This window comes from Maribacter algae (genome assembly GCF_047345745.1).
In the GTDB taxonomy this organism is placed as follows: Bacteria; Bacteroidota; Bacteroidia; order Flavobacteriales; family Flavobacteriaceae; genus Maribacter.
In genome coordinates this window covers 317,415-340,848 of sequence record NZ_JBLFES010000003.1, presented here as the reverse complement: position 1 = coordinate 340,848, position 23,434 = coordinate 317,415, and the positions used below count along the sequence as shown (strand labels likewise).

25 protein-coding genes are annotated in these 23,434 nt (G+C 39.6%); 9 read left to right on the top strand and 16 right to left on the bottom strand.

What is annotated here, in order from left to right:
• Nucleotides 1-146 precede the first annotated feature (146 nt).
• The 6 genes from ACKWBX_RS13070 to ACKWBX_RS13045 all read right to left on the bottom strand — a co-directional run bounded on the left by ACKWBX_RS13070 (nucleotide 147) and on the right by ACKWBX_RS13045 (nucleotide 5,904).
• A complete protein-coding gene (locus ACKWBX_RS13070) occupies nucleotides 147-2,657 on the bottom strand; it encodes a glycoside hydrolase family 3 protein (protein ID WP_413969147.1) in 2,511 nt (836 codons plus the stop codon).
• A 345-nt stretch (nucleotides 2,658-3,002) separates the two neighbouring features.
• Nucleotides 3,003-4,148: an alpha/beta fold hydrolase gene (locus ACKWBX_RS13065; protein ID WP_413969146.1), complete on the bottom strand. Its 1,146-nt coding sequence runs from the start codon at nucleotides 4,146-4,148 to the stop codon at nucleotides 3,003-3,005.
• A 260-nt stretch (nucleotides 4,149-4,408) separates the two neighbouring features.
• On the bottom strand, nucleotides 4,409-4,606 hold the full coding sequence (locus ACKWBX_RS13060; RefSeq protein ID WP_413969145.1) for a hypothetical protein: 198 nt from the start codon (nucleotides 4,604-4,606) through the stop codon (nucleotides 4,409-4,411).
• 18 nt (nucleotides 4,607-4,624) lie between these two features.
• Nucleotides 4,625-5,083: an SRPBCC family protein gene (locus tag ACKWBX_RS13055; protein WP_413969144.1), complete on the bottom strand. Its 459-nt coding sequence runs from the start codon at nucleotides 5,081-5,083 to the stop codon at nucleotides 4,625-4,627.
• Nucleotides 5,076-5,405 (bottom strand): ArsR/SmtB family transcription factor, encoded by a 330-nt coding sequence (locus ACKWBX_RS13050; protein WP_413969143.1) that lies wholly within the window; start codon nucleotides 5,403-5,405, stop codon nucleotides 5,076-5,078. The genes ACKWBX_RS13055 and ACKWBX_RS13050 overlap by 8 nt, the downstream gene beginning before the upstream one ends.
• A 214-nt stretch (nucleotides 5,406-5,619) precedes the next feature.
• A complete protein-coding gene (locus tag ACKWBX_RS13045) occupies nucleotides 5,620-5,904 on the bottom strand; it encodes an outer membrane protein (RefSeq protein ID WP_413969142.1) in 285 nt (94 codons plus the stop codon).
• A 189-nt stretch (nucleotides 5,905-6,093) separates the two neighbouring features.
• On the opposite strand from ACKWBX_RS13045, the gene ACKWBX_RS13040 reads away from it, so the two are divergent.
• On the top strand, nucleotides 6,094-7,449 hold the full coding sequence (locus ACKWBX_RS13040; RefSeq protein WP_413969141.1) for a sigma-54-dependent transcriptional regulator: 1,356 nt from the start codon (nucleotides 6,094-6,096) through the stop codon (nucleotides 7,447-7,449).
• Here the strand turns inward: ACKWBX_RS13040 and ACKWBX_RS13035 are convergent.
• A complete protein-coding gene (locus ACKWBX_RS13035) occupies nucleotides 7,424-9,901 on the bottom strand; it encodes a hybrid sensor histidine kinase/response regulator (RefSeq protein ID WP_413969140.1) in 2,478 nt (825 codons plus the stop codon). The genes ACKWBX_RS13040 and ACKWBX_RS13035 overlap by 26 nt on opposite strands.
• A gap of 364 nt (nucleotides 9,902-10,265) precedes the next feature.
• On the opposite strand from ACKWBX_RS13035, the gene ACKWBX_RS13030 reads away from it, so the two are divergent.
• From ACKWBX_RS13030 to ACKWBX_RS13020, 3 genes are all read left to right on the top strand, one after another.
• On the top strand, nucleotides 10,266-12,428 hold the full coding sequence (locus ACKWBX_RS13030; protein ID WP_413969139.1) for a TonB-dependent receptor: 2,163 nt from the start codon (nucleotides 10,266-10,268) through the stop codon (nucleotides 12,426-12,428).
• 1 nt (nucleotide 12,429) lies between these two features.
• Entirely contained in the window at nucleotides 12,430-13,329 is a 900-nt protein-coding gene (locus ACKWBX_RS13025; protein WP_413969138.1) for an ABC transporter substrate-binding protein, read from the top strand.
• A 72-nt stretch (nucleotides 13,330-13,401) separates the two neighbouring features.
• On the top strand, nucleotides 13,402-14,505 hold the full coding sequence (locus ACKWBX_RS13020) for a GAF domain-containing protein (RefSeq protein WP_413969137.1): 1,104 nt from the start codon (nucleotides 13,402-13,404) through the stop codon (nucleotides 14,503-14,505).
• A gap of 13 nt (nucleotides 14,506-14,518) precedes the next feature.
• Here ACKWBX_RS13020 and ACKWBX_RS13015 read toward each other — a convergent pair whose 3' ends face one another.
• Nucleotides 14,519-14,956 carry a Rieske (2Fe-2S) protein gene (locus ACKWBX_RS13015; protein ID WP_413969136.1) on the bottom strand — a complete coding sequence of 146 codons (438 nt, stop codon included), beginning with the start codon at nucleotides 14,954-14,956 and terminating at the stop codon, nucleotides 14,519-14,521.
• A gap of 134 nt (nucleotides 14,957-15,090) precedes the next feature.
• Here ACKWBX_RS13015 and greA point away from each other — a divergent pair, with 134 nt between their 5' ends.
• Together greA and ACKWBX_RS13005 are read left to right on the top strand one after the other, a co-directional pair.
• Nucleotides 15,091-15,567: a transcription elongation factor GreA gene (gene greA / locus ACKWBX_RS13010; protein ID WP_413969135.1), complete on the top strand. Its 477-nt coding sequence runs from the start codon at nucleotides 15,091-15,093 to the stop codon at nucleotides 15,565-15,567.
• 74 nt (nucleotides 15,568-15,641) lie between these two features.
• Nucleotides 15,642-16,034, top strand: a complete 393-nt coding sequence (locus ACKWBX_RS13005; protein ID WP_413969134.1) for an HIT family protein — start codon at nucleotides 15,642-15,644, stop codon at nucleotides 16,032-16,034.
• On the opposite strand, the gene ACKWBX_RS13000 is transcribed toward ACKWBX_RS13005, so the two are convergent.
• On the bottom strand, nucleotides 16,021-16,377 hold the full coding sequence (locus tag ACKWBX_RS13000) for a hypothetical protein (protein ID WP_413969133.1): 357 nt from the start codon (nucleotides 16,375-16,377) through the stop codon (nucleotides 16,021-16,023). The genes ACKWBX_RS13005 and ACKWBX_RS13000 overlap by 14 nt on opposite strands.
• 2 nt (nucleotides 16,378-16,379) lie before the next feature.
• Complete coding sequence (locus ACKWBX_RS12995; protein ID WP_413969132.1) at nucleotides 16,380-17,528, bottom strand: sensor histidine kinase; 1,149 nt, start codon at nucleotides 17,526-17,528, stop codon at nucleotides 16,380-16,382.
• 188 nt (nucleotides 17,529-17,716) lie between these two features.
• Here ACKWBX_RS12995 and ACKWBX_RS12990 point away from each other — a divergent pair, with 188 nt between their 5' ends.
• Together ACKWBX_RS12990 and aat are read left to right on the top strand one after the other, a co-directional pair.
• Nucleotides 17,717-18,091: a DUF3127 domain-containing protein gene (locus ACKWBX_RS12990; protein WP_413969131.1), complete on the top strand. Its 375-nt coding sequence runs from the start codon at nucleotides 17,717-17,719 to the stop codon at nucleotides 18,089-18,091.
• A 101-nt stretch (nucleotides 18,092-18,192) separates the two neighbouring features.
• A complete protein-coding gene (aat, locus tag ACKWBX_RS12985; protein WP_413969130.1) occupies nucleotides 18,193-18,891 on the top strand; it encodes a leucyl/phenylalanyl-tRNA--protein transferase in 699 nt (232 codons plus the stop codon).
• Here the strand turns inward: aat and ACKWBX_RS12980 are convergent.
• The 6 genes from ACKWBX_RS12980 to ACKWBX_RS12955 form a co-directional block, all read right to left on the bottom strand.
• Nucleotides 18,874-19,566, bottom strand: a complete 693-nt coding sequence (locus ACKWBX_RS12980; protein WP_413969129.1) for a DUF2490 domain-containing protein — start codon at nucleotides 19,564-19,566, stop codon at nucleotides 18,874-18,876. The genes aat and ACKWBX_RS12980 overlap by 18 nt on opposite strands.
• On the bottom strand, nucleotides 19,553-20,140 hold the full coding sequence (locus ACKWBX_RS12975) for a hypothetical protein (RefSeq protein ID WP_413969128.1): 588 nt from the start codon (nucleotides 20,138-20,140) through the stop codon (nucleotides 19,553-19,555). The genes ACKWBX_RS12980 and ACKWBX_RS12975 overlap by 14 nt, the downstream gene beginning before the upstream one ends.
• A 15-nt stretch (nucleotides 20,141-20,155) precedes the next feature.
• Nucleotides 20,156-20,719 (bottom strand): DNA-3-methyladenine glycosylase I, encoded by a 564-nt coding sequence (locus ACKWBX_RS12970; RefSeq protein ID WP_413969127.1) that lies wholly within the window; start codon nucleotides 20,717-20,719, stop codon nucleotides 20,156-20,158.
• A gap of 33 nt (nucleotides 20,720-20,752) precedes the next feature.
• On the bottom strand, nucleotides 20,753-21,715 hold the full coding sequence (locus ACKWBX_RS12965) for a sodium-dependent bicarbonate transport family permease (RefSeq protein WP_413969126.1): 963 nt from the start codon (nucleotides 21,713-21,715) through the stop codon (nucleotides 20,753-20,755).
• A gap of 160 nt (nucleotides 21,716-21,875) precedes the next feature.
• Nucleotides 21,876-22,169: a hypothetical protein gene (locus tag ACKWBX_RS12960; protein ID WP_413969125.1), complete on the bottom strand. Its 294-nt coding sequence runs from the start codon at nucleotides 22,167-22,169 to the stop codon at nucleotides 21,876-21,878.
• 17 nt (nucleotides 22,170-22,186) lie between these two features.
• Nucleotides 22,187-22,423 (bottom strand): hypothetical protein, encoded by a 237-nt coding sequence (locus tag ACKWBX_RS12955; RefSeq protein ID WP_413969124.1) that lies wholly within the window; start codon nucleotides 22,421-22,423, stop codon nucleotides 22,187-22,189.
• Nucleotides 22,424-22,505: 82 nt separating this feature from the next.
• Between ACKWBX_RS12955 and ACKWBX_RS12950 the strand changes: the two genes are divergently transcribed.
• Nucleotides 22,506-23,429, top strand: a complete 924-nt coding sequence (locus ACKWBX_RS12950; protein ID WP_413969123.1) for a LysR family transcriptional regulator — start codon at nucleotides 22,506-22,508, stop codon at nucleotides 23,427-23,429.
• Nucleotides 23,430-23,434 lie beyond the last annotated feature (5 nt).

Sequence of the window (23,434 nt, the reverse complement as noted above, 5' to 3'; positions counted from 1 at the left end):
AAGATTGAGCTAATGCTACATGCGACATTTTGTTTCTTTACAACTACATGCATCCGATTTTCTTTGGATTCCGGACCATCATACCTACCTTAATCGTAAATAGCAACGGTCTCGTTCATATCATTTAAGTTATCCGAAAAAAAGCCCTACTTACCATCGCATCCGGGTTTAGCATCAATATCCGATTCCAAACGGATATTACTAATTCCAATATCTATACCTTCTCCGGCCGTAATCATAAATGCAGAGGTGACCTTGGTCATGTCTACCCCAAGTTTTTCAAAGCAACTTAAGCTAATTCGATATTCTTGCCAATCATTGCCCGTGATATTGATAGTTAGGGTTTGATCACAGGAGGAGTCTGCGCTACACATGCCAATTTGAACAACGGCCTCGTCTACCTTAAATGATTTTGCCGAGAACGTAAGCTCCATGGCTCCGTTTGACTCTCGGGACATATTGCTTGGTGAAGCCGTACTGATTCGCATTTCATCACGATCAGCTTTGGTCCAGTTTATTCTTAAAGCATCTTCTTGTGCCAAATGGTCCGTTTTGCTGATTAACAATCCTCCGACAGAGGTAGGGAAACTGGCAATTTGTTTTACTAGATCTCCGGAATTCAACCATAGTCCCCAGGGCGCAACAGGAACACCCTTGTTGAAAAATTCACCCGTAGATTTTACCTCGTTATTTTCTAGGCCCGAGTTTTCCGGAAGTAAGCCTACCGTTTCGGCACTATTATAAGAAAGTCCGTACCCTAATTTAAACAAGGGTTCCGCAGCCTTGTCCACTACGGCACTCGCGGGCCAAGAGAACGATAGACGGCCCGTAAAATCAAAAGCAGGGTCTCTCTGAAACAACAGATCGGAAATTCCTCCCCCTTCACTACCGGGCAGCCATGCGGCGATAAATGCATCCGACTGGTTTATTTCAGGGTTGCTCCATAGCGGCCTACCGGATAGAAAAACGGATACGACCGGAATACCTTTATTTTTAAATTCCGCCAATTTACTTACATCGAAACCGTTCGGGGCAAAGTCAAGATTTTCCCTATCGCCTTGAAATTCTGCGTATGGATCCTCTCCATATACAGCGATTACGACATCTGCCGCCACACTTGTATCTCCACTGGCCGAATACATTACTTTGCCGCCGGCCGCAGCTACAGCCTCTTTTATGCCGTCCAAGATGGAGATGCCATTGGGAAACTCATCGTTTGTATGACCTGTGCCTTGCCATGACAATGTCCAACCGCCACAGGCCTTGGAAATACTTTCTGCCCCATCCCCGATTACCAAAATGGTTTTCTTAGGATTTATCGGTAACGTACCGTCGTTGTTTTTAAGCAAAACCATGGACTCCCTTACTGCTTGCCTTGCAATGGCCCTATTTTTGGGAAGTCCCAAAAGACTTTCATCTCCTGCGTTTTTGCGGGTACTCGGCGCACCTTTGGTAAATATGCCAGAAGCAATTTTTACCCTAAGGATACGGCGTACCGCATCGTCCAAGCGGGACATAGGGATAGTTCCGCTTTTTACATGCTTTAAGGTACTTTCATACAGACCCTTCCAACTGTCAGGGGCCATATACATATCCAGGCCTGCATTCAATGACTGCGGACAATCTGTATTGGTACAGCCAGGAACCTGACCATGACCGTTCCAGTCACCTACCACAAAACCGTTGAAACCAAGTTGCCCCTTCAGGACATCGGTCAACAGTTCCTTATCGCCATGGAGTTTTCTACCTTGCCAACTGGAGAACGAAGCCATCACCGTTTGCACACCTGCGGGTATAGCACTGTAATAGCCTGCCGCATGCACATCGCGTAACTCTTTTTCACTGATGAGGGCATCGCCTTGATCCACTCCTTTTTCCGTAGCACCATCAGCAAGAAAGTGTTTGGCACTGGAGATGACCCGGCCATCTCCCATAAAATCTTCTTCACCAAAATGACCTTGCAATCCGTAAACGATGCGATTACCATAGGATTTTACAATCTTCGGGTCTTCGGAGAAGCCTTCATAGCTTCTACCCCAACGTATGTCTTGGGGCACCGCTAAAGTTGGGGCAAAGGTCCAGTCGTGTCCGGATACGGTAAGCTCGTGAGCGGTCACCGATGCAATTTGCTCGATTAAGTCCGGATTGTTCATCGCACCGAGCCCAATATTATGGGGAAAGACTATAGCTCCCGTAAGGTTGGCGTGACCATGTACCGCATCTATTCCCCATATACAAGGAATGGCGATTTCTACACCTTCTTCATCGATGGATGCGTTATAGTATTCATCGGCCTTTTCCAGCCAAGTTTTTGTATCTGCATAAGGTAATGGCCCGGGCGCGGAATTTCCACCACTTAATATAGCGCCTAAGCGATATTGTTTAACTTCTTCCGGGGTAATAGATCCATTATCCGCTTGGATGACCTGACCTACTTTTTGTTCCAACGTCAGTTTTGGTAGGATATCATCTATCTGAGCTTCGATTACCGGGTCTAATGGTAACGGTTTGATGCTTGGCCAATCTTTAGGATTTACAAGATTTGCCGATTTTTCCTCTTCTGGTGAGGCATTCTTTTTTTCGGCACAACCTAGAACCAGAATAAACAAAATACATATAGAGGCGATGGGAAAAGTCAAAAATTTGATAAGACGCATATTGAAACTGATATTAATTGTGATGGTTGGTCAAGAATCTTTTTGAACTCCGGGCCAAGTCGCAAGATAACTTATTTTTTATGTATATAAATATAGGTTATGGCCATTTAGCCATGTTGTTATTTTTGATATCCTGTGTTTGTACTAATGGTTGCAATATGAACGATACGGGAGCAAACTAGCGTTTGCTTTTTGCCACGTGCGTAGCAAAATCTTTTTGACTGCCCGTACTGAACGGCATGTTCGGGCCAAAGATTTTGCGGACCTACCTGCTTCATAAACACATAAAAACTTTTAATTATAGCAACTTTATGCCCTAGTTGTTACAGTCCTAGTTGCACATAGTTATTTTTGTTTCAATTGCAGTAAAACCTTTTTTCCATTTTCATTTTCTGGATTCAATTCTATCGATTTCTCATACATTTCAATTGCTTCTGCTTTTCGATTTGCTTTTAATAAAGCTTCACCATAGCTATCATATGCATTGAAACTATCAGGAAATAAAATTATAGTTAATTTGAAAACTTCTAAAGCCTTATCTAATTCTTCATTTCCCAAAAATGAATATCCTAATGTATTCAAATCTTGTTCTGAACGGTTATTTATCTTAGCTTCAATAGATAATTCTATGGCATTATCCAAAGCCTTTTGTAATATCTCATTTTGTTGCTCTTCGTCTAATGTTTTTGAGTACGCTTTGATAATAGCATTGATTACTAACGAAGGGTTATCCTGAAATACATAATGACCACTTCCTTGAGCGATAATGTTTGTTACATTATCCCTATTGTCACCAAACTCTTTGTGTAGTTTTGTCCATCGATTTGTGTATACCTCTGGTGCTCCTGAAAAGGAGATTTCTGGAAAAATATTTATAATTGGGATGTTTTCAGGAAAATGTATATTTCTCGCATATCGCATGGTTTCATTAAAATTGGCATTCAGATAATAGTCTCCTGAAGGTTTAGCTATTGTACTAATATCAACATTGCTATCTCTCATTGTCAGTAATTCCTCATTCCAAAAATCGTTAAGCGTAGCATCTATTAAAATGACCGACTTAACTTTTTCAGGATGTTTATGTGCGAATAACAGATTATACAGTCCACCGTATGAATGGGAAACCAATATAACTTCATCGTTGTTGTAGCCCAACATTAAAAGACCTACCTCCAGTTCTTTAATTCCGTTCTCTATTCCAAAATCCAAATCGTTTTTCAAATTTGGATTTAACTCACTTTGTCCAAATCCAGAGCGGTCATAGGTGATTAAGGTTGTGCCTGTAACCTTATGAATTTTTTCTAATATGTTGTCCCAGACAGAACCATCGTTACCTGCACCAGCGTCAAAAAGAATTGGAGTTCCTTTTCCTTTTATTATGTTGAAATACATTTTATAGCCCCCAACGTCTACTAGCGTATCTTGACTTTGGACTCGAATAGAGAAGGATAGATAGAAAATAACTAAGAATGTTAAATAAAAATATTTCATTAGGTCTATAGTTTAAGGTTTCTCATAATTATGTACAATGGAATCTGTATATGGCCTGTGGGCGCAGCCTCACGGGGTAACGTACGGGGTGCGCCCATGGGTTATATTCAAAGTTGGGGGCCGTACTTTTTTGGCTTCTGCTCCCTTATTTGCAAGTTAGGGAAAACCTGAGTCATGGGGGTAGCGTGCAGATTCCGCTGGCAATAATTGTTTTTTACTACTTATTCTCGGGTAGTGCATTAAATTCTTTCCTCTTATTCTCAAACCATTTTTTCATTTCTTCGGGCAATTGCATTAATTTTTGTATTTCTCCCATAGCTTTTTGATGTGCCTCGTCCTTTTTTTGGAAACATTTCCATTCCGTGATTTTTACTCAATTCGGCAATTTCCTCGAATGTATATGCGCGAAATTCTTGGTCGCACGCTCCGCCTAATTGTTTACAGGTCATTGTTTTCATTATATTTCTATTTATTGGTTACCTATTTTTTAGAAGTTCATCAAGTCTTTCGAAAACAGAGCCCCAACCGTTCATAATTCCCATTTTCTCCTGTTGTATCTTATATTCTTCGGTTGGATGAACCACATTAAATGTAAAATCCGTTTTGTTTCCATTGGGTTTAAACAATGATTGGATTTCAACCCCTTCAGTCATTGGTCTAAAATTAGCCGAAGAAACGATTTTTTCAAATTCTACTATTTCCGTGTATACGCCCTCAGCTATAAATTCTTGACCATTTGGCATGGGCATACTATATTTCCATTTTCCACCAACTTTGAAATCGTGCTCTACTACTTCTGTTTTAACTCCTTTTGGACTCCACCATTCCGCTATGTGTTCTGGTCGCGTCCAAGCTTCCCAGACTAAATTTATTGGTGCATTGAAGGTTCGTGTTATCGTTATTGTTTTGTTGTCCATTTCGTTAGATTTATTCATTTTGGTTGGTTTTAGATTGTAATTTGTTTAAATACCTGTCAAAAGAGTTCAATTTGTCTTCCCATAGTTCACGGTATTGCTCAATCCACATAAATGCAGGAATGAGGTTTTTCGGTTTAATGAAGCAAAATCGTTCCCTTCCTTCTTTTTTATAGTCGATTATTTCGCACTCCTTTAAAATTTTTAGATGTTTGGAGATGGCAGGTCTACTGATTTCGAATTTTTCTGCAATTGAGTTTACTGAAAGTATTTCTTCCGCTAAGAGTTCAATAATGTCCCGTCTTACTGGGTCGGCGATTGCCTGAAAAACGTCTCTTCTCATTATATTAAGTAACTAATCGGTTACAAATATAAATGTAATCATTCGGTTACGCAAATGGTTTAAAGAATATTTATTGTTTTATACTAATTCTGTGGTAAAGGAAGAGGTGTTCTGGAATTATTGCCAATAGTTTTGATTATAGTTTCGTTATGGAATGGTACGCGAGTATCATCTCGCCGTAATGAACTATAACCTTCTTTGTTGAAAGTAGTTTTTATAATCGGTATCCAAGTCCGATTTTCAAAATATTCACATTCGTATTGAATTTTGTATCAGGAACATCATTATTAATTCCGAGTTTGACAAAATCATATTGAGCCTGAACAAAAAGTTTTTCGGTTGCATTGTAAGCAAGTCCGAGATCAAAGTTAAATCCACTTTGGGTATCACTTGCATCTATAACGTCAAATCCATCATTAGTTCCAGAAGCATCAAATACCATAATCGTGTATCCTAATCCAACTGACGGATGAAACTTGTTTATTGATTCTAAATCCAATTCTCCAAAGATTCTTGGGATTAAAAAATGGCTTGCGAGAACGCATAAAAATAAAACTAAGAAAATGTCTGTTGAACAAAATACCAAAAAGTTTTTAAGTTCATTGTTATAAAGCTTTATGATAATTTTAGAACCAAAATAGCTATCAGGTGGTATTTTTACGTACCTATTGATAAGCAATAAAATATCATGCCCAAAATCTTAATCATAGAGGACGATGCCTCCTTTGGTCAAATGCTTCAAAAGTTTTTGGAGCGGAAACACTTTGAGGTATTGTTAAGCCTGACCGGTCCTGATGGGGAACGACAATTGGAGAACAGTTCTTTTGATATTGTCCTAACGGATTTAAGGTTGCCCGATTATGACGGTATTAAACTGGTCTCTAAATGGGGGCATACCGTTCCCGTGGTGGTCATGACCGGTTTTGCCGAAGTAGCCACTGCCGTAAAAGCTATGAAACAGGGCGCTTTTGATTATATTGCCAAACCTTTTCCACCGGACCAATTGCTTAGAATTCTACAGAACGGATTAGAGGAAAAGGGCAAAAGCACTTCAAATGTTACTGATTCTATTTCCGGAAAAATTAAAAAAGCCGGTGAAATCGCAGTAGCTACTCCTAGAACGGAATTTGAATTCGTAAGTGAAGCTTCGGAAAAACTGGAGGAATATATTTCTTTGGTCGCTCCTACGGATATGTCGGTCTTGATTATCGGGGAAAGCGGTACCGGAAAAGAGGTCACCGCAAAAGCAATACATCAACAAAGCAAGCGCGCAGGGGAAGCGTTTGTTCCCTTGGATTGTGGGGCAATTCCCAAAGAATTGGCGGCCAGTGAATTTTTTGGCCATTTAAAAGGAAGTTTTACAGGGGCCATTGATGATAAAATGGGCAGTTTTGAGGCCGCGAACGGCGGAACCCTATTTTTGGACGAGGTAGGGAACCTTTCTTATGAAAACCAGATACAATTGCTAAGGGCCCTACAGGAACGAAAGATCAAACGTATTGGCAGTAATACCGAAATAAAAGTGGATGTACGTATCCTATCCGCTACCAATGAAGACTTACAATTAGCGGTCGCCAAAGGTGAATTTAGGGAGGACCTATACCATAGGTTAAATGAATTTTCGCTGCAACTTCCCACTTTGGTGGATAGGGTCGGTGATTTACCCCTTTTGATCCAACACTTTTTAGCGAAATCCAACCAAAAATTGGGAAAAAAGGTGGCGGGTTTTTCGCAGGAAGTCTGGGAGGTGTTCAATACATATCATTGGCCGGGCAACATTAGGGAATTGAAAAATTGTATTCAGCGTGCCGTATTATTGACCGATGGGACCGAAGTACAATTGAAGGCCTTGACGAAAGAAATGAAATCGCCCGGAACAAAAAGAGCGGATATGGAAACCCTCTCCAAAGCCGATTTTGAAAAAGAACAAATTGTAAAGGCCTTAAAACGTACCAATTATAATAAGTCCAAAGCGGCAAAATTGTTACAGGTCACCCGGAAAACCCTTTACAATCGCATTAGCCACTATGGTCTGGATATATAGTCAGTTCCTCTAATAGCGATTTTTCCAATTGAGCTACACGTTCTTCCAGTACACATAAATCTTCTTTTAGCTTTTCCAAGCTAGCTGTTTTTGGTTCCGCAATTTCATAGTGCGCCAGTATGGGAACACACGATTGTGCTTTTAATTGCTTGAACATGGGCAGCATTCTATGGGCGGTTTTTTGGAGTATATCATAATCGTTGTTCGATAAAGCGTTTTCCAGAGCCGCCATATTCGCTTTGGTATCCATTAAAAAGGTATGTAATACGTTGTCCAATGCTTCTTTGTCATCGCCTAAAAAAGAGGTCAGTATTTCCAAACTGTAGCCTTCTCGGGTATCAGTGCCATGGGTTTTCTGGACAGTATTTTCAGGAATTTTAAAATCTTTTGAGAGGAGCGAATGTAGCGTATGAAGAAGCGCGGTTTTATCAAAAGGTTTTCGAAGTATAGCGGAAAATCCATGGGAAAGAAATACCTCTTTTTTAATGTCCTGTCTTCCGGTCATGGCAATAATAGGTTGGTCCGTGTAGCTTTTATACTTATTGGTTTTCAATTCGTCTACGATTTCAAAGCCGGTAATATCGGGCATTTCAATATCCGTTAAAACAATATCGTATTGAATGTGGGCATCAGCGCTACTGAAGTCGTTAAAACTGGAAAATTGCTTGGTTTCCATACCCGATTTTTCCAATAGCTCCCCAATGAGCTGTAAAAAGGTAGTATCGTCATCAAAAAGGATTACGGTAAGGCCTGTTAATACATCTTGACTGTTGTCTCTGGGATTTTCGACGGTAGTCGTTTCACTAAATTCAAAAGGAATTTCCAGTGTAAAAACGCTTCCTTCTCCCGGATTGCTTTTAAGGCTCAACGTTCCGTTCAGAAGTTGGGACAGTTTTTTGGAAATGGTGAGTCCCAGTCCGTAACCCCCATATTTTTTGACGGTGTGTTCTTCTCCTTGTGTAAATTCCTTAAAGATGAGCGGTTGCTTTTCCTTGGAAATTCCTATTCCCGTATCGCTTACCGAAACGGAGAGTCCATAGTTCTTGTCTTTTTTATCAACCAAGTTTGCAGTGATTGTAATTTCACCTTCTTGCGTGAATTTATAGGCATTTCCAATGAGGTTGGAGACGATTTGACGTATTCGAAAAGCATCGCTTATAATCGGTTTTTCAAAAACAGAATCAATATCCAAAACAAGTTTTATGTTCTTGTGGTCGTAGTTGGCCGCAATTTGATGTGCCGTTTCGGTCAACAACTTAGAAAGATTGAAATTCTCGAGCGAAATCGTCATTTTTCCGGCTTCCAATCGGGAAAAATCCAACAGATCGTTCACAAGATTGTTCACATAATCGGCGGCAGATTTTATATAGGCTACGTACTCTTTTTGTTTGGACGAAGGCCCGGTCTCCTCAATGAGTTCGGAATATCCGGAAATAGCGTTCAACGGTGTTCTTAGATCATGGCTTACGGTAGCAATGAGCTGTTCCCTGCTCGTAAGGAGCGATTCCGAGTATTTTTTTTCCTTTTCCAGCTTTTTACGATACAGATGTGCTTTCCAAAAATCCCGATTCAAAATAAAAGCAAATAGGGCAACCACCAGAAAACCTAACAAAGCGGTCGTAATGGCCAAGCGGATACTCTTTTTAAGTGCGGCCTCTTTTTTAATATTATCGTTAATGCCATTGATCATGATTTCTTGCTCAAAAGAAGAAAGGATACTTCGCAATTTTCGTGAAAGTTCCAAATCGTTTTTATTGATGGCGATTTCTCTTCGCTCCGCCGTATTTTGGTTGAGGGTTTTTTCTTCTTGAACCTGTTTCAATAAATTCTTGGAAACCCGTAAAATACTATCAAAACGCTGTGTCTTTAATTGTTCCGAGCCTTTTTTTGGAACGTTTTCGTTCAAATACATAGCAACTTTTTTAATGGTCTCCTGCGCTTTGGGAGGCAGATCGGCAAAGTTGGGGGCGAGCCCTTCCGGAGTGATAATGCCCAAGGAAGCTTCCATGGCATCAAATTCTTTTAAGGCGGAATCTATGGCGATACTGGCCTGGTTCTGTTTTTTAAGATTGCGCAATAGCTCGTTGTTGGCCACCTTTTTCTTCAACAATATTTTCAGACTGTCTAGCAAAAGATGCTGTTGCTCGCTTTCGGTCAGCGTTTTTAGCGCATCAATATCAATATAAATCGAATCGATTTTACGCGCGTAGGTCATAAAATCTTTTTTCTTTTTGGATTGTAAAGCCAACCTCGAAAGACTTTCGGACTCGTACAATTGGGTCAACGTAGTACTGGTTTGTAGCAATTTTGTATCATTTTCATTAACGATATTATTGGTCAGGTGCTGTCGTATTTCCGAATAGATGTAGAAAGAAGCCACCAAGGCCATCCCTATCAGTAAAAGATAACTGAGCAGTATTTTTATGGTAAAAGTATTTTTTGGGCGGTTCATGACGTGTAGGGCTTACCATACATACGTGTGTAAAGGTGGGTACAGTTCTAAAACCCTGTTAATTCTGTACGAAATGGGATTTGATCATAATTTTCGGATTTCATTATGAAAGTTAAGTCTGTGGTAGTACATTTGTCCCATCTCAAAGGGGTGCTGAATCCCGAATTTGAATCAGGTAGGTCCTGAAGCGAGTTCTGGATGAAGCTGAGATTATACCCAATGAACCTGGGCGGGTAATGCCGCCAAGGGAGGCGATAGTCGCCATTTAGGTTATTCATGGTTGCGCCAAAAAAGTTTTGGAAAGCAGCTAAAATCAATTTTAATTTAGAATAATAGCCCCTTTTATTCGTAAAAAATTTTACGAATGAAATACACTATGTTCACTACGCTGGCCCTCGTTGGCCTGACCATGGCCTCACGGGCCCAACAACAACCTACAGATTCTTTGGAAGGTAAAAAGGTGGTACTAGATGAAGTTTTTGTCTCTGCTATCCGTGTTACAAAAGAGTCTCCGGTAACCTTTTCAAATTTGACAAAGGAAGATATCAAACCTCGAAACTTAGGTCAGGATATTCCTATTATCATGAATTTTTTGCCGTCCGTGGTAACCACTTCCAATGCAGGTGCAGGAATAGGATATACGGGCATACGGGTTAGGGGCAGTGACGCCACAAGGGTAAACGTAACCATTAATGGCATACCCTACAATGATGCGGAATCCCAAGGAACTTTTTGGGTGAATATGCCAGATTTTGCATCTTCAACAGAGAGTTTACAATTACAACGAGGTGTAGGCACTTCCACCAACGGGGCAGGGGCCTTTGGTGCCAGTCTCAATCTGTTGACGGATAGGTTCTCCGAGGAGGCCTATGGTCAAATATCTTCTTCTTTTGGAAGCTTCAATACCCTAAGGAATAACATCAAGTTCAGCACCGGTCTTTTGAACGATCAAGTGGAAATTTCCGGGAGATTGTCCAGAATTACATCGGATGGTTATGTGGATAGGGCAAGCTCGGAGTTGGATTCCTATTTTTTACAAGGTGCTTTCAAGGATGATAATACATTGATAAAGGCAATATTGTTCGGGGGTCACGAAATTACCTATCAATCTTGGTTTGGAATAGATGCCGAAACTTTGCGGGAAAATAGAACTTTCAACCCTGCGGGGGAATATACTGACGAAAATGGAGAAACGCAGTTCTATGAGAATGAAGTGGATAATTACAAACAGGACCATGCACAACTACTGTGGAACGAACAGCTTTCAGAATTTTGGAGTACCAATATCGCATTGCACTACACCAGAGGACGTGGTTTTTTTGAGCAATTTAGGGAAGACGATGATTTTAGTACCTATAATTTTGATCCTTTAACGGTAAATGGAGCAGCCGTAAATACCACGGATCTAATCAGAAGACGCTGGTTGGACAATGATTTTTATGGGACCGTTTTTTCGGCCAATTATCAAAAGGAAAATCTTAATCTAATCTTTGGAGGTGGATGGAACAAATATGAAGGAGACCATTTTGGAGAGGTAATATGGGCCCGTTTTGCAAGTAATAGCGAATATAGGGACCGTTATTATGATGATAGCTCCGTAAAGAAAGACTTTAATGTTTACGCGAAGGCCAACTATAAATTGAACGATCAATGGGCATTGTATGGAGATTTGCAATACCGCATGGTCAGGTATCAAGCAAATGGTGAAGACACAGGATTGGTAGATGATACTTTTAATTTTTTCAATCCAAAAGCTGGGGTCATATTCGATTTAAACAGAAACAATAATTTTTACCTGTCCTATGCCGTAGCCAATAGGGAACCAAACCGTAACGACTACGAAAACGGAAATCCGGAGCCGGAACGTTTAAATGATTTCGAATTGGGCTGGCGTTATGTTTCCCAAAATGTTCAGTTAAATACAAACGTGTATTATATGAACTATAAGAATCAATTGGTATTGACGGGTGCACTTAATGATGTAGGTGCCCCGATTAGGGAAAATGTTGGGGATAGCTATCGTTTGGGCTTGGAAATAGATGCTAACATTGCCTTGGGTGGTAAATTTCAAATAACGCCCAATATCGCGGTAAGTTCCAACAAGAACCTAGATTTTTTTATTAATAGGGATGGGGCATTTCAAGATTTGGGGAACACCAATATCGCTTTTTCGCCAAATATAATTGCAGGCAACAGGTTGGCCTATTTGCCAACTGAAAACCTTCAAATGGCACTTTTGAGTAAATATGTAGGCGAACAATACTTGAGCAACACGGATACGGAAGCCTCTAAACTGGATGCTTATTTTACGACGGATTTCAATATTACTTATGAAATCAAAACAGAAAAAATACTAAAGTCCATTGTTTTTTCTGGACTGGTGAACAATATTTTCAATCAACTATATGTGTCCGATGGTTATACCTTTTTAGATGATTTTTCTACACCGGGAAATTCTTTTGAAGTCCAAGGATATTATCCACAGGCAGGAACTAATTTCCTTTTGGGAGCAACCTTAAATTTTTAAGATGAAAGCACTTAAGTTAGCGTTAGATTGGACGGCGAATACAAACCATAGTGGTTTTTATGTAGCCCAGAAAAAAGGATTTTATAAGGACTTAGGGTTGGAGGTAACCTTGCTCACTCCAGATATTGATAATTATGCCGTTACCCCCGCTAAAAAAGTAGAACTGGGAGAAGCGCACATGGCTTTATGCCCTATGGAAAGTATCATTAGCTATCGCACAAAAAGCAGTCCGTTCGATGCCGTGGCACTAGCGGCCATTTTTCGGGAAGATGTAAGTGCTATTGCCGTCCTGGCAGAAAGTGGTATCGGTAGGCCGAAGGATTTGGACGGTAAATTATATGCCTCCTATAAGGCCCGTTATGAAGATGAAATCGTTAGGCGGATGATTAAAAATGACGGAGGAAAAGGTGACTTTAAGATTGTATATCCGGAAAAACTGGGAATCTGGGAAACTATTCTGGGAAATAGCTCGGATGCTACATGGATTTTTACCAATTGGGAAGGTATAAGGGCAAAAAATGAAGGAGTGCAATTAAACCTTTTCAAAATGGCGGATTATGGAATTCCTTACGGATATTCCCCCGTTGTTATGGCGAGTAAGAAGCATGTTTCCGAGCATAGGAATGACTATAAACTTTTTCTGGAAGCCACAAAAAAAGGATTTTTATATGCGCAGGAACATCCCTTGGATGCCGCCAATTTTTTGACACCATTCGTTTCTGTAAACGATTCGACGATTAATTTGCTGGAAAGTCAAGAGTTTACGTCTCCCTTCTACGGTAATAAAGACAATTGGGGACTGTTAAACGAGAGAGAAGTTAATGAGTTCATAGCTTGGTTAAAAAACAACGGCTTGGAATCCAAACCCTTAACATACCGGGATTTGGTATTTGAACTTTAAGAAAATATAATCGATAAGGTAGGAAAATTCTTAGTTTTTATATATCTTGGTAAAACCAAGCCTAAAATAACTATGAAAGAGTCCAAAAGGTTGAAAGAACTTTATAACTACAAAGTTCTCGATACACCGTCCGAGAAGAAATTGGACGATATTGTAGAGATTGCAACAGCCCTTTGCGACACTCCTATTTCGTTAGTATCCCTAGTAGATTCGGATAGGCAATGGTTCAAAGCCAAAAAGGGATTGGAAATTTCCCAGACCCGTAGAGAAGATTTCTTTTGTAATCACGCGCTACAAAGCCCTAATGAGATTTTGGTGGTCAATGATCCATTGAACGATTCTAGATTTGCCAATAATCCTTTAGTAAAAGGCAACCCAAATATCAGATATTACGCAGGTGCACCGCTAAGAACAAAGGAAGGTCACGTTTTGGGAACTTTATGCGTTATGGATGATAAGCCAAGGAAAATAGGTGAGAAAAAGTTAGCGGCACTAAAGTTGCTTTCCAATGAAGTCATGGAATATTTGGAAACGCGCAGATTGCTAATGCGTCAATCGGAAACCCTACAGAAAAAATCGGCTGACCTCATCAATTTTTCAAGGCAATCCAAAAGTGTTTTTCTACAATTTGAGGTTTCCTCCAAGGGAAAAATAGCGTTCAATTTTATCAGCCAGGAAATTCAGAAAATCAATCCTATATTAACACCAAAGGTCCTTAAAAAACATCCAAAGAAAGTGTTGGATGTGATACATCCCGATGATTGCGATTATGTGCTTAAAAGTATTTTGGAATCTTCTTTGAACTGCAAAAATTGGGAAACGGAATTTCGTATCAAAAGAGCAGATGGTAGTTATTCTTGGTATTTGGGGATTGCAAAACCCGAAAAAACAGCGAACGGTAGTATTTTTTGGTACGGGACTTTTCAAGATGTTTCCAACAAAAAGGAATATACCAATGCTTTGGAGCAGATGTCTTTTGATATTTCTCACGTGCTTAGAAAGCCCATCACAACGTTGATGAGTATTATTTCGGTCATTGAGATTGAAAAGGACTTGGATAAGGAATCCTTAAAAATGTACGCCACTTACCTTAAAAGCGTTGGGGAGGAACTGGATGAGTTTACCAAGATGCTGAACGATACCTACCACAAAAAATGGATGCGCTTAAAAGGGTGATAATTCTGGTTTTCTAATTGGTTATGCTCACTATGTTTCCGCTGAAAACAGCTCTGTATTCCAACATATTGTAGTACCTGTTTCCGTCATCGGGCCTGTTGAATTGTTCTCCGGTGAAAAGACTGTACTCATAATCCTCACAGGAACAAGTGGCCACTTGACCATTAAAACTCATGGTAGAACAGTCGTTCGGGGTATGGTTGGGACAACTTGCTTCAAAAGCCCTAAACTGGTCAAATCCGGTATTGATGACAAATACACCGCGAGTACCCACCCCGTTATTTTCAATTAATACTACACTGCCGGTATTGGTCAACGGGCTATAGAGCGGCAAATTCAAATTGGCATCAAACCGAAACCCAATTTCCTGTAAAAATGGATTTCTATTGGTTCTATCACTTTCGCATGACAAAACAATCAGGAGTAAAAATGGGATTAAAAATTGCTTCATTATAGGAATCTATTTTTAAGAAAACGTAAACAAAATTGCACAAAAATTATGTATATTTGCGTTAAATCCTCGCTAAAAAGCCTCGTATATATGGCCTTTGCAGAGGATTTACTATTTATAAAAACGACACTATCATGAGTGAAGTATCCTATTACACCCCAGAAGGGCTAAAAAAACTAAAAGATGAGTTGAACCATCTTCGTGACATAGAGCGCCCTAAAGCATCGCAGGCCATCGCAGAAGCCCGTGATAAGGGAGATTTGTCCGAAAATGCCGAATATGATGCCGCAAAAGAGGCACAAGGTCTTTTAGAAATGAAAATTGCTAAAATGGAAGCCACCTTGTCCAACGCCAGAATTATAGACGAATCGCAATTGGATACCTCTAAAGTATTGGTGCTCTCCAAAGTAAAACTCAAAAACCAAGGTAACGGTATGACGATGGAGTATACGCTGGTCGCGGAAAGTGAGGCGGACTTAAAATCGGGAAAAATTTCGGTAAGTTCCCCAATTGGTAAGGGCCTGTTGGGCAAAAGTGTTGGCGACACCGCAGAGATTACTGTTCCTAACGGTACCCTTAAATTTGATATATTGGAAATTACAAGGGCCTAAGACCCTAAAATTATTATATATTTAGTCCCGTCATCTTTAAAGATGACGGGACTTTTTAGTTAAACTACACGACCATGCCAACAATTTTCACTAAAATCATCAATAGGGAAATTCCCTGTTATAAAGTAGCGGAAAACGATTCGTTTCTCGCTTTTTTGGACATTAATCCCAATGCCAAAGGACATACGCTATGCATCCCTAAGAAAGAAGTAGATAAAATCATGGATTTGGATGAGAAAACGTATACGGGACTCATGACTTTCTCCAGAAAAGTGGGCAAGGCCATTGAAAAAGCTATTCCTTGTAAACGAGTGGGATTAACGGTAATCGGGCTGGAAGTACCGCACGCTCATGTGCATCTTATCCCTTTGAATACTATGGATAATGCTACTTTTCAACATAAGGTAAAACTGTCTCCCGAGGAATTTGAAGCTACGGCAGCGCTAATAAGTGCTAAAATTCAATAGTTCCTCCCAAATAAAAATAGACTCCCGCTGCAACTAAGGCAATTAAGACTAAGAGCAATAAATAGAAAATAAAAGTAGGTTTTGAAGATTTTGGTTCCGGGGTAGCGGTCTTCTGATAATAATCGAACATTCGTTCAATATCGTCCGTCCATTTTACCGGATATATCATAGAACTACATTTTCTACATACTATTTGGTTGCTTACCTCGTTCGTAGTTTTATGGAAAAAGGTACCATAGGTGTGTTTTTGAAAAAAAGTAAGCTTTAAATCCTGATTAAAACACTCGGGACAATTGTTCTTTAAATCTGCCTCTTTAATGGCGACAAGTTTTTCTTTTGCCATAACTACTGCTTTATTTTTAAGGATATCTGCATAATCGTACCTTCCTTTCCAGAGGAAAGTACTCTTATTTTTCCGTTGTGGTATTCTTCCACAATACGCTTCACCAATGAAAGGCCAAGTCCCCAACCTCTTTTTTTAGAAGTGACCCCTGGATTAAATATACGTGTATAATCGCTCTTTGGGATGCCGTGTCCGGTATCTGCCACTAAAATCTTTACAAATTTCCCGTCCGGAATAATATCAATGGCGATGCTGCCCTTGCCCCTCATGGCATCTATTCCGTTTTTTACCAAATTCTCGATGGTCCAATTAAAAAGGGAGCTATTCAATAATACCGGAAGTTTTTCAACCTGTGTGGTAAATGAAAAGTGAATGAGTTTGGAACTTCTCATTTTTAAATATTCATAAGCTTCCCTGGTTTCTGAAACGATATCGGTCTCGTTCAATTTTGGCAAGGAGCCTATTTTGGAAAAGCGTTCCGTTATGGTTTCCAAGCGGGAGATATCTTTCTCGATTTCCTTGGTGATGTCCGGGTTTATATTTTCGGTCTTCAACAGTTCGTTCCATCCTAACAATGATGACAAAGGGGTTCCTATTTGGTGTGCCGTTTCCTTGGCCATCCCTGCCCAAAGTTTGTTCTGCTCAGAGGCTTTGTTGGTCTTGAACAAAAAATAAATCACCGCTCCGAACAAAAAGATGATCAATAATAAGGCAATGGGATAGAATTTCAGTTTGTTCAAAACCTCAGAATTCCCGTAATAAAGCGTGGCCAAATGTTCTCCCTGCTGGTCAATGGATATGGGCGTATTCTCGCTTTGAAATTTTCTCAATCGTTTTTGAATATATATGGAATCGGAAGCCATTTCCGCTGGGATATTGTTCACACGAATAGAACCGTCCTTGTTGATCAATATCATGGGAGTGGAGGTGTTGTTCTGAAAAACTTTTAGGTGGAGACTCCCCAGATCCACATCTTCCGCAGATTGCAAAAATTCCGACTGGGCCGTAGCCCAGATTTCCATTTTTAAGCGTTCCTCTTCTTTAAAGGTTTTAAAAAAGCTGTTCGTGTTCCAAAGGATAAGGCTCACCACAATGAAAGAACCTACCAAGAGAAAAATATTGGAAATCTTTTTTTTAGGATTGAAATTCATCCAGCCAGTTTCTGCTACTAAAGATAACCCAAAATGTAGGTAATTGTTGTATTCGCCGTAGTTTCTGTGTACGTAATTCAACGCTAATCACCATTGCTAAAAACTTGTTTATATTTTTTAGGTAAATCAAAAAGTTTGGACCGGTTCTTTATGTATTTTTGATTTTTATAGTAAAAAGCGCGTAAAAGATGGAAATAGAAGGAAAAGTAAAAGTAATAGGAGAGACCAAGACCTTTGGGAACAACGGTTTTAGAAAAAGAGAATTGGTGGTTACCACGGACGAACAATATCCACAGCATATTCTTATAGAATTTGTTCAGGATAAGTGTGATTTGTTGAATGGTTATGCCGTTGGCCAAGATGTGAAAGTTAGTATAAATCTTAGGGGCAGGGAATGGACAAACCCCCAAGGAGAAGTTAAATATTTCAACGCTATCCAAGGGTGGAGAATAGAAAACGTAACACAAGCACAACCGGAGGGCATGCCTCCAGTACCGCCAATGGAAGCTTTTGAGCCTGCGGATAACATTAACGATGAAGATCATGATGACCTTCCTTTTTAAGAAGTAACTCGTATTCGAATTTCTTTACAACTGAAATAATAAAAAAGAACCTTGCTTTTGGCAAGGTTCTTTTTTTTGCAAAGGGTTGAACAAGTTTTTAGATGACACTTCTTTTTTCTAATTTCAAAAGAAAAAGATTGAAAGAAGGGGATAGACATATACATTTTTTGACGGATAGGCTGGTGTTTCCGCCCGTAGAAGAAGCTAATTCCGAAGGGCTTTTGGCAGTAGGCGGTGATTTGTCCACGGAACGATTGTTACTGGCTTATCAAAATGGAATTTTTCCCTGGTTCAACGATAGCTCTTTGATCATGTGGTGGAGTCCGGATCCGCGGATGGTACTCTTTCCAAACAAAGTGCGTATTTCTAAAAGTATGCGCAAGATCATTCGCGATGGTAAATTTAAGTTTACGAAAAACAAAAGTTTTAAAAAGGTGATGGAGCATTGTGCTGCCATAGCGCGAAAAGATCAGGAAGGTACTTGGATTACACAAGAAATGAAAGATGCCTATTGGGAATTGCACAAAAAAGGATATGCGCAATCTTATGAGGTATGGGAAAACGGTGAATTGGTCGGCGGATTGTACGGTATAGATTTAGGACATATTTTTTGTGGCGAAAGTATGTTCAGTTTAAAGACGAATTCCTCCAAATTCGCCTTCATCCAATTGGCTAAGGAACTTGAGGCGCAAAATTATAAAGTTATAGATTGCCAATTGTACACGAACCATTTGGCGAGCTTGGGCGCGGAAGAAATGTCAAGAGCTTCATTTATAAAGCTCTTAAAGGGAAAGAACTAAACCGGTCAAAAGGAAAAAAACATACTCCGTGCTTTGTGAATAGTTTTCGGCACGAAATTCCGTTCCAATCTGAAATTTGGTCACATCGCTAATAAGCCAACCCAATTGCGTAGTGAGCCGTTGGTCATAAGCTGAGGATTGGCCTTTATCTGTACTTAACAAGGCTTCTGTGGTAATGATAGCATATGATTCCCCAATATCCAAAGACTCCCCTTGTAACGGAAAATCCAATGCCAAACGGTATCGAAACCGATGAATGGTTGCTGTCGCCGTAATACGTTGTTCCGCTCGAAACCGATTCCCCAATCTTAGACTCCTAATTTTGTTGGTGATGTTGTATTGTTGCGTCAGGCGCAGTTCGTTACCCCTATTTTCTTCAAAAGTTTCCCGGAATCGATATTGAATCCCAAATCCTAAACTTTGGTTGCCGCTCACTTTTAGCTTGGAGAAATGTACCAAATCCAATTGGCGTATATCAAATAGAAATGTTTCGTCCCTAAAAACATAGGAACGTTTGGCCAATGAAAAATTATGGGAATAATTTTTGGCGACCTCATAATTCAACGATAATTGTGGCTGCCAATACCCTGTTAGGTTTTCTTGTGCGCTTAATTTGCAAAGCATATAAAACATGCCGATAAAAAAAAGCGATTGCTTTCTCTTAATACAATACATGGTCGTAATTAGGGGGCAAGGATTGACGGAGTTTTACAAATTCACCTTGGGCATCAAAAAGGATTTCATAGTCCAAATGACCCTTTTCATTCTTTCCGGAAACAATTATTTCGTAATTCACGGAGGGGACGATAAGATTTTGAAATGCCTTCTTCACCGTTTCTTCCAAGAGTTCATCCTCAGAGGTAGGGTACTGTTGCTGTAATCTTTTTATACGGTATTTTGAAAATTTTCGCTTTAAAAAGTTTTCAATTTCCCCAAAAGTATCGGTCGGGACATCTATGGGCTTTATGAGGATTTCAATATCTTCCAATACCCCATTTTCATCGAACTCAACGCTATACCACAGACGGTCTTTTTTGAATTTTGCTTCAAAGCTGGATTTTAAACTGTCAATCTCTTTATAGAATTTTAAACGCTTTGCACCCTCCAATTTTTCTTTTATCAAAGCGATGGCCTTTTCCGGAAACTGGGATTTACGAATGCGAAATTCCCGTTCATATTTGTTTTGTGCTATGGCCAACGAGGCACAGCACAAAAAGAAAACAAGAAATAATTTAAACGGCATCTTCATTAGATATGATTTTTGCTACACTTCATGATATCTAAAACAGGAAGTTTCATGGTCATTTACCATTCCTGTTGCCTGCATGTGCGCGTAGACTACTGTACTGCCCATAAACTTGAAGCTTCTTTTTTTAAGGTCTTTGCTTATGGCATCCGATAATGGAGTGTTGGCCGGAGCATCCTTGTAGTTTTTGAAACTATTTTTTATGGGTTTCCCATCTACAAAATCCCAAATATAATTGCTGAAACTCCCAAATTCTTTTTGGACTTCAAGAAAAGCTTTGGCGTTGGCCACGGTAGCATTTATCTTTAGCTTGTTCCGAACGATACCAGCGTCCTCTAAAAGGCTGTCTATTTTAGACTGATTATATGTGGCAATTTTTTTATAATCGAAATTATCAAATGCCTTCCTAAAGTTTTTCCTTTTTTTTAGGATGGTGATCCAGCTCAAACCTGCCTGAAAACTTTCCAGTATTAAAAATTCAAACAAGGTTGCATCATCCTTTACAGGTGTGCCCCATTCTTCATCATGGTATGCTTCGTACAAAGCATCTCCAACACACCAACCACATCTATGTTTTTCCATACGTAAAAATCGAATTTAAAGATAATCCAATTTTTAACATGCTTGTATTATGCACAGATAAATAGGCATGCCCAATGTGATATTAAAAGGGAAAGTAATGGCGAGTGCCATAGGCAAATAGAGACTTGGATTGGCTTTTGGAGCGGCGAGTCGCATTGCTGCGGGAACGGCAATATAGGAGGCACTGGCCGCTAGGATGGCGAATAGAAACCGATTCCCGATACTGTCCGTAAAAACACTGCTGACCAACGCTACCGTACAACCGTTGATTAATGGGATGATGATAGCGAAGAAGAAGGCGAACCATCCTTTCTTTAAAAAATCAGCTAATTTTTTGCCACTGGTGATGCCCATATCCAATAAGAATACGGCGAGAAAACCCTTGAAAATATCCGTAGTAAAAGGTTCAATACCCCTAGCTTGTTGGTCACTGGCCAAAAAACCGATGATCAGACTTCCCATAATAAGCAATACACTCCCATTGGTGAGGGAATGTTTTACCACGCTCCCAAGGTTTATGCTCTTGTTCTTTTCTTTCTGGAAGTAGGACATTAAAAGAACCCCGATAATGATGGATGGCGCTTCCATCAATGCCATAACGGCGACCATATGCCCGCCAAAATCAATTTGCTCAATTTCTAAAAAGGAAACCGCGGTCACGAAAGTCACGGCACTTACGGAGCCATAAGAAGCGGCAATGGCGCCTGAGTTGGCTACGCTAAACTTTCTCCTTAGGATAAAATAGGTGTAAATAGGTACAAATAATGCTAAAAAAACCCCAAATAGGAGTGACCACAGTATCTCCATATTCAAATTGCTGTGTGACAATTCCAAGCCACCTTTGAAACCTATGGAAAACATAAGGTATAGCGAGATGAATTTTGAGGAATTTGGCGGAATTTCCAAATCGCTCTTTAATTGAACGGCAATAATTCCTAAAAAGAAAAAAAGAAGTGCAGGGTTGGTGAGGTTATCTATGAGTAGATGTAAATCCATTAATTAGGTAAAAAAATTGGTTTGACGATGCATGAAATGCAGTATTTTTTGCGCGTAAAAAAGCCTTCATCCTTAAATTGAATAATGTAAGTCCACTATTTATTTTGGGTGAAGGCTCTTTAGAGGGAAACTTTGTGCTTGAGATTCCTTTGTTTTCAGGTTAATCCTCAAATGTTATTTCTACGTCACCGCTTATTTTTAATTTTTTGCCCTCTCTGCGAGCTATCGCGATAATATCATTTAATACGTTTTTCTCATATTCCAATTCTCCGATTCTTCCAGAAGGTTCTTCGGTATCACCATCGGGAGCAACAGCGTAGACAGCCAATCGCTCTAATTTGTGAAAATTTATTTTGTGGTCTATCAAGGCCACCAAAAGGTCTTTGGCCTCAGTTGGGGTAAATTTACCGTCTATTAATTTAATGTCTTGCTTTGTAAGAATGTCTGTCTTCATTTTTTCCAATATTTAGGTTAGGATTTTTTTGTTTGTTTTTGTCCAATAAGATGTATGGTCATTATTCCGAATACAATAGCCATTGATACGCTCAGCCATCCAAAGAATAAAAACCCGTTCAAAGCGGAGAGCAACAATATGCCAACAAATAGTACGGACATGATTGCATAATACAATGGATAATATCGGTCAACTTTTTTTACTTTTTCCTCCTGATACCTTATGGCTTGTGTTTGTATAAGTCTGAATATCATAATCTTTTATTTTGTACAAAGGTGAAGGAATTAATTCATAAATTTTTATTTATATTTATTATGAAATACATAAAATCATTTTATGAATTATACATTGCATCAACTTCAGGTGTTTCTTAAGGTATCTGAAAAACAGAGTATTACACTAGCTGCGGAAGAGCTTTTTTTAACGCAACCGGCCGTATCCATACAGCTAAAAAATTTTCAAGATCAATTTCCCATTCCCTTGACAGAGGTCATAGGCAGAAAGCTTTTTATAACCGAATTTGGGAAGGAGATTGCTGAAGCGGCCCAGAAAATCCTTGATGAGGTGCACGCCATAAACTATCGTACGTTGGCCTATCAAGGCAACCTTTCCGGTAGAATCAAAATATCCGTTGTATCCACGGGAAAGTATTTAATGCCATTTTTTTTGACAGATTTTATGCGACAACATGAAGGACTGGAGCTAATTATGGACGTTACCAATAAACTTAAAGTGGTACGGGCCTTGGAAAAGAATGAAATTGATTTTGCCCTGGTGTCTGTTTTGCCCGAACATTTACAAATAGATAGGGTTGAGTTGATGGAAAACAAGTTGTTTTTTGTAGGAGGAACTCAAGAGGAACTAAAAAAAAGCCATTCCAAAAGGCATCTTTTTGAAACGCGTCCCCTTATCTACCGAGAGCAAGGGTCGGCAACTAGAAATGCTATGGAAGCGTTTATATCCGAGAATAACTTTAAAACCATAAAAAAAATGGAGCTAACCTCCAATGAGGCCGTGAAGCAAGCGGTCGTTTCGGGTTTGGGATATTCCATTATGCCATTAATCGGAATTAAGAACGAAATAAAAAACAATGATTTGCGTATCGTGAAGGTTTCGGGTCTTCCCATCAGCACCACGTGGAACTTGATATGGCTTAAATCTAAAAAGCTTTCCCCGGCAGCTACCGCCTTTTTGGAGTATTTAAATGAGGAAAAAGAGGCCATTATCCAAAAACACTTTAGTTGGATAAAGGAATATTAAGAGTG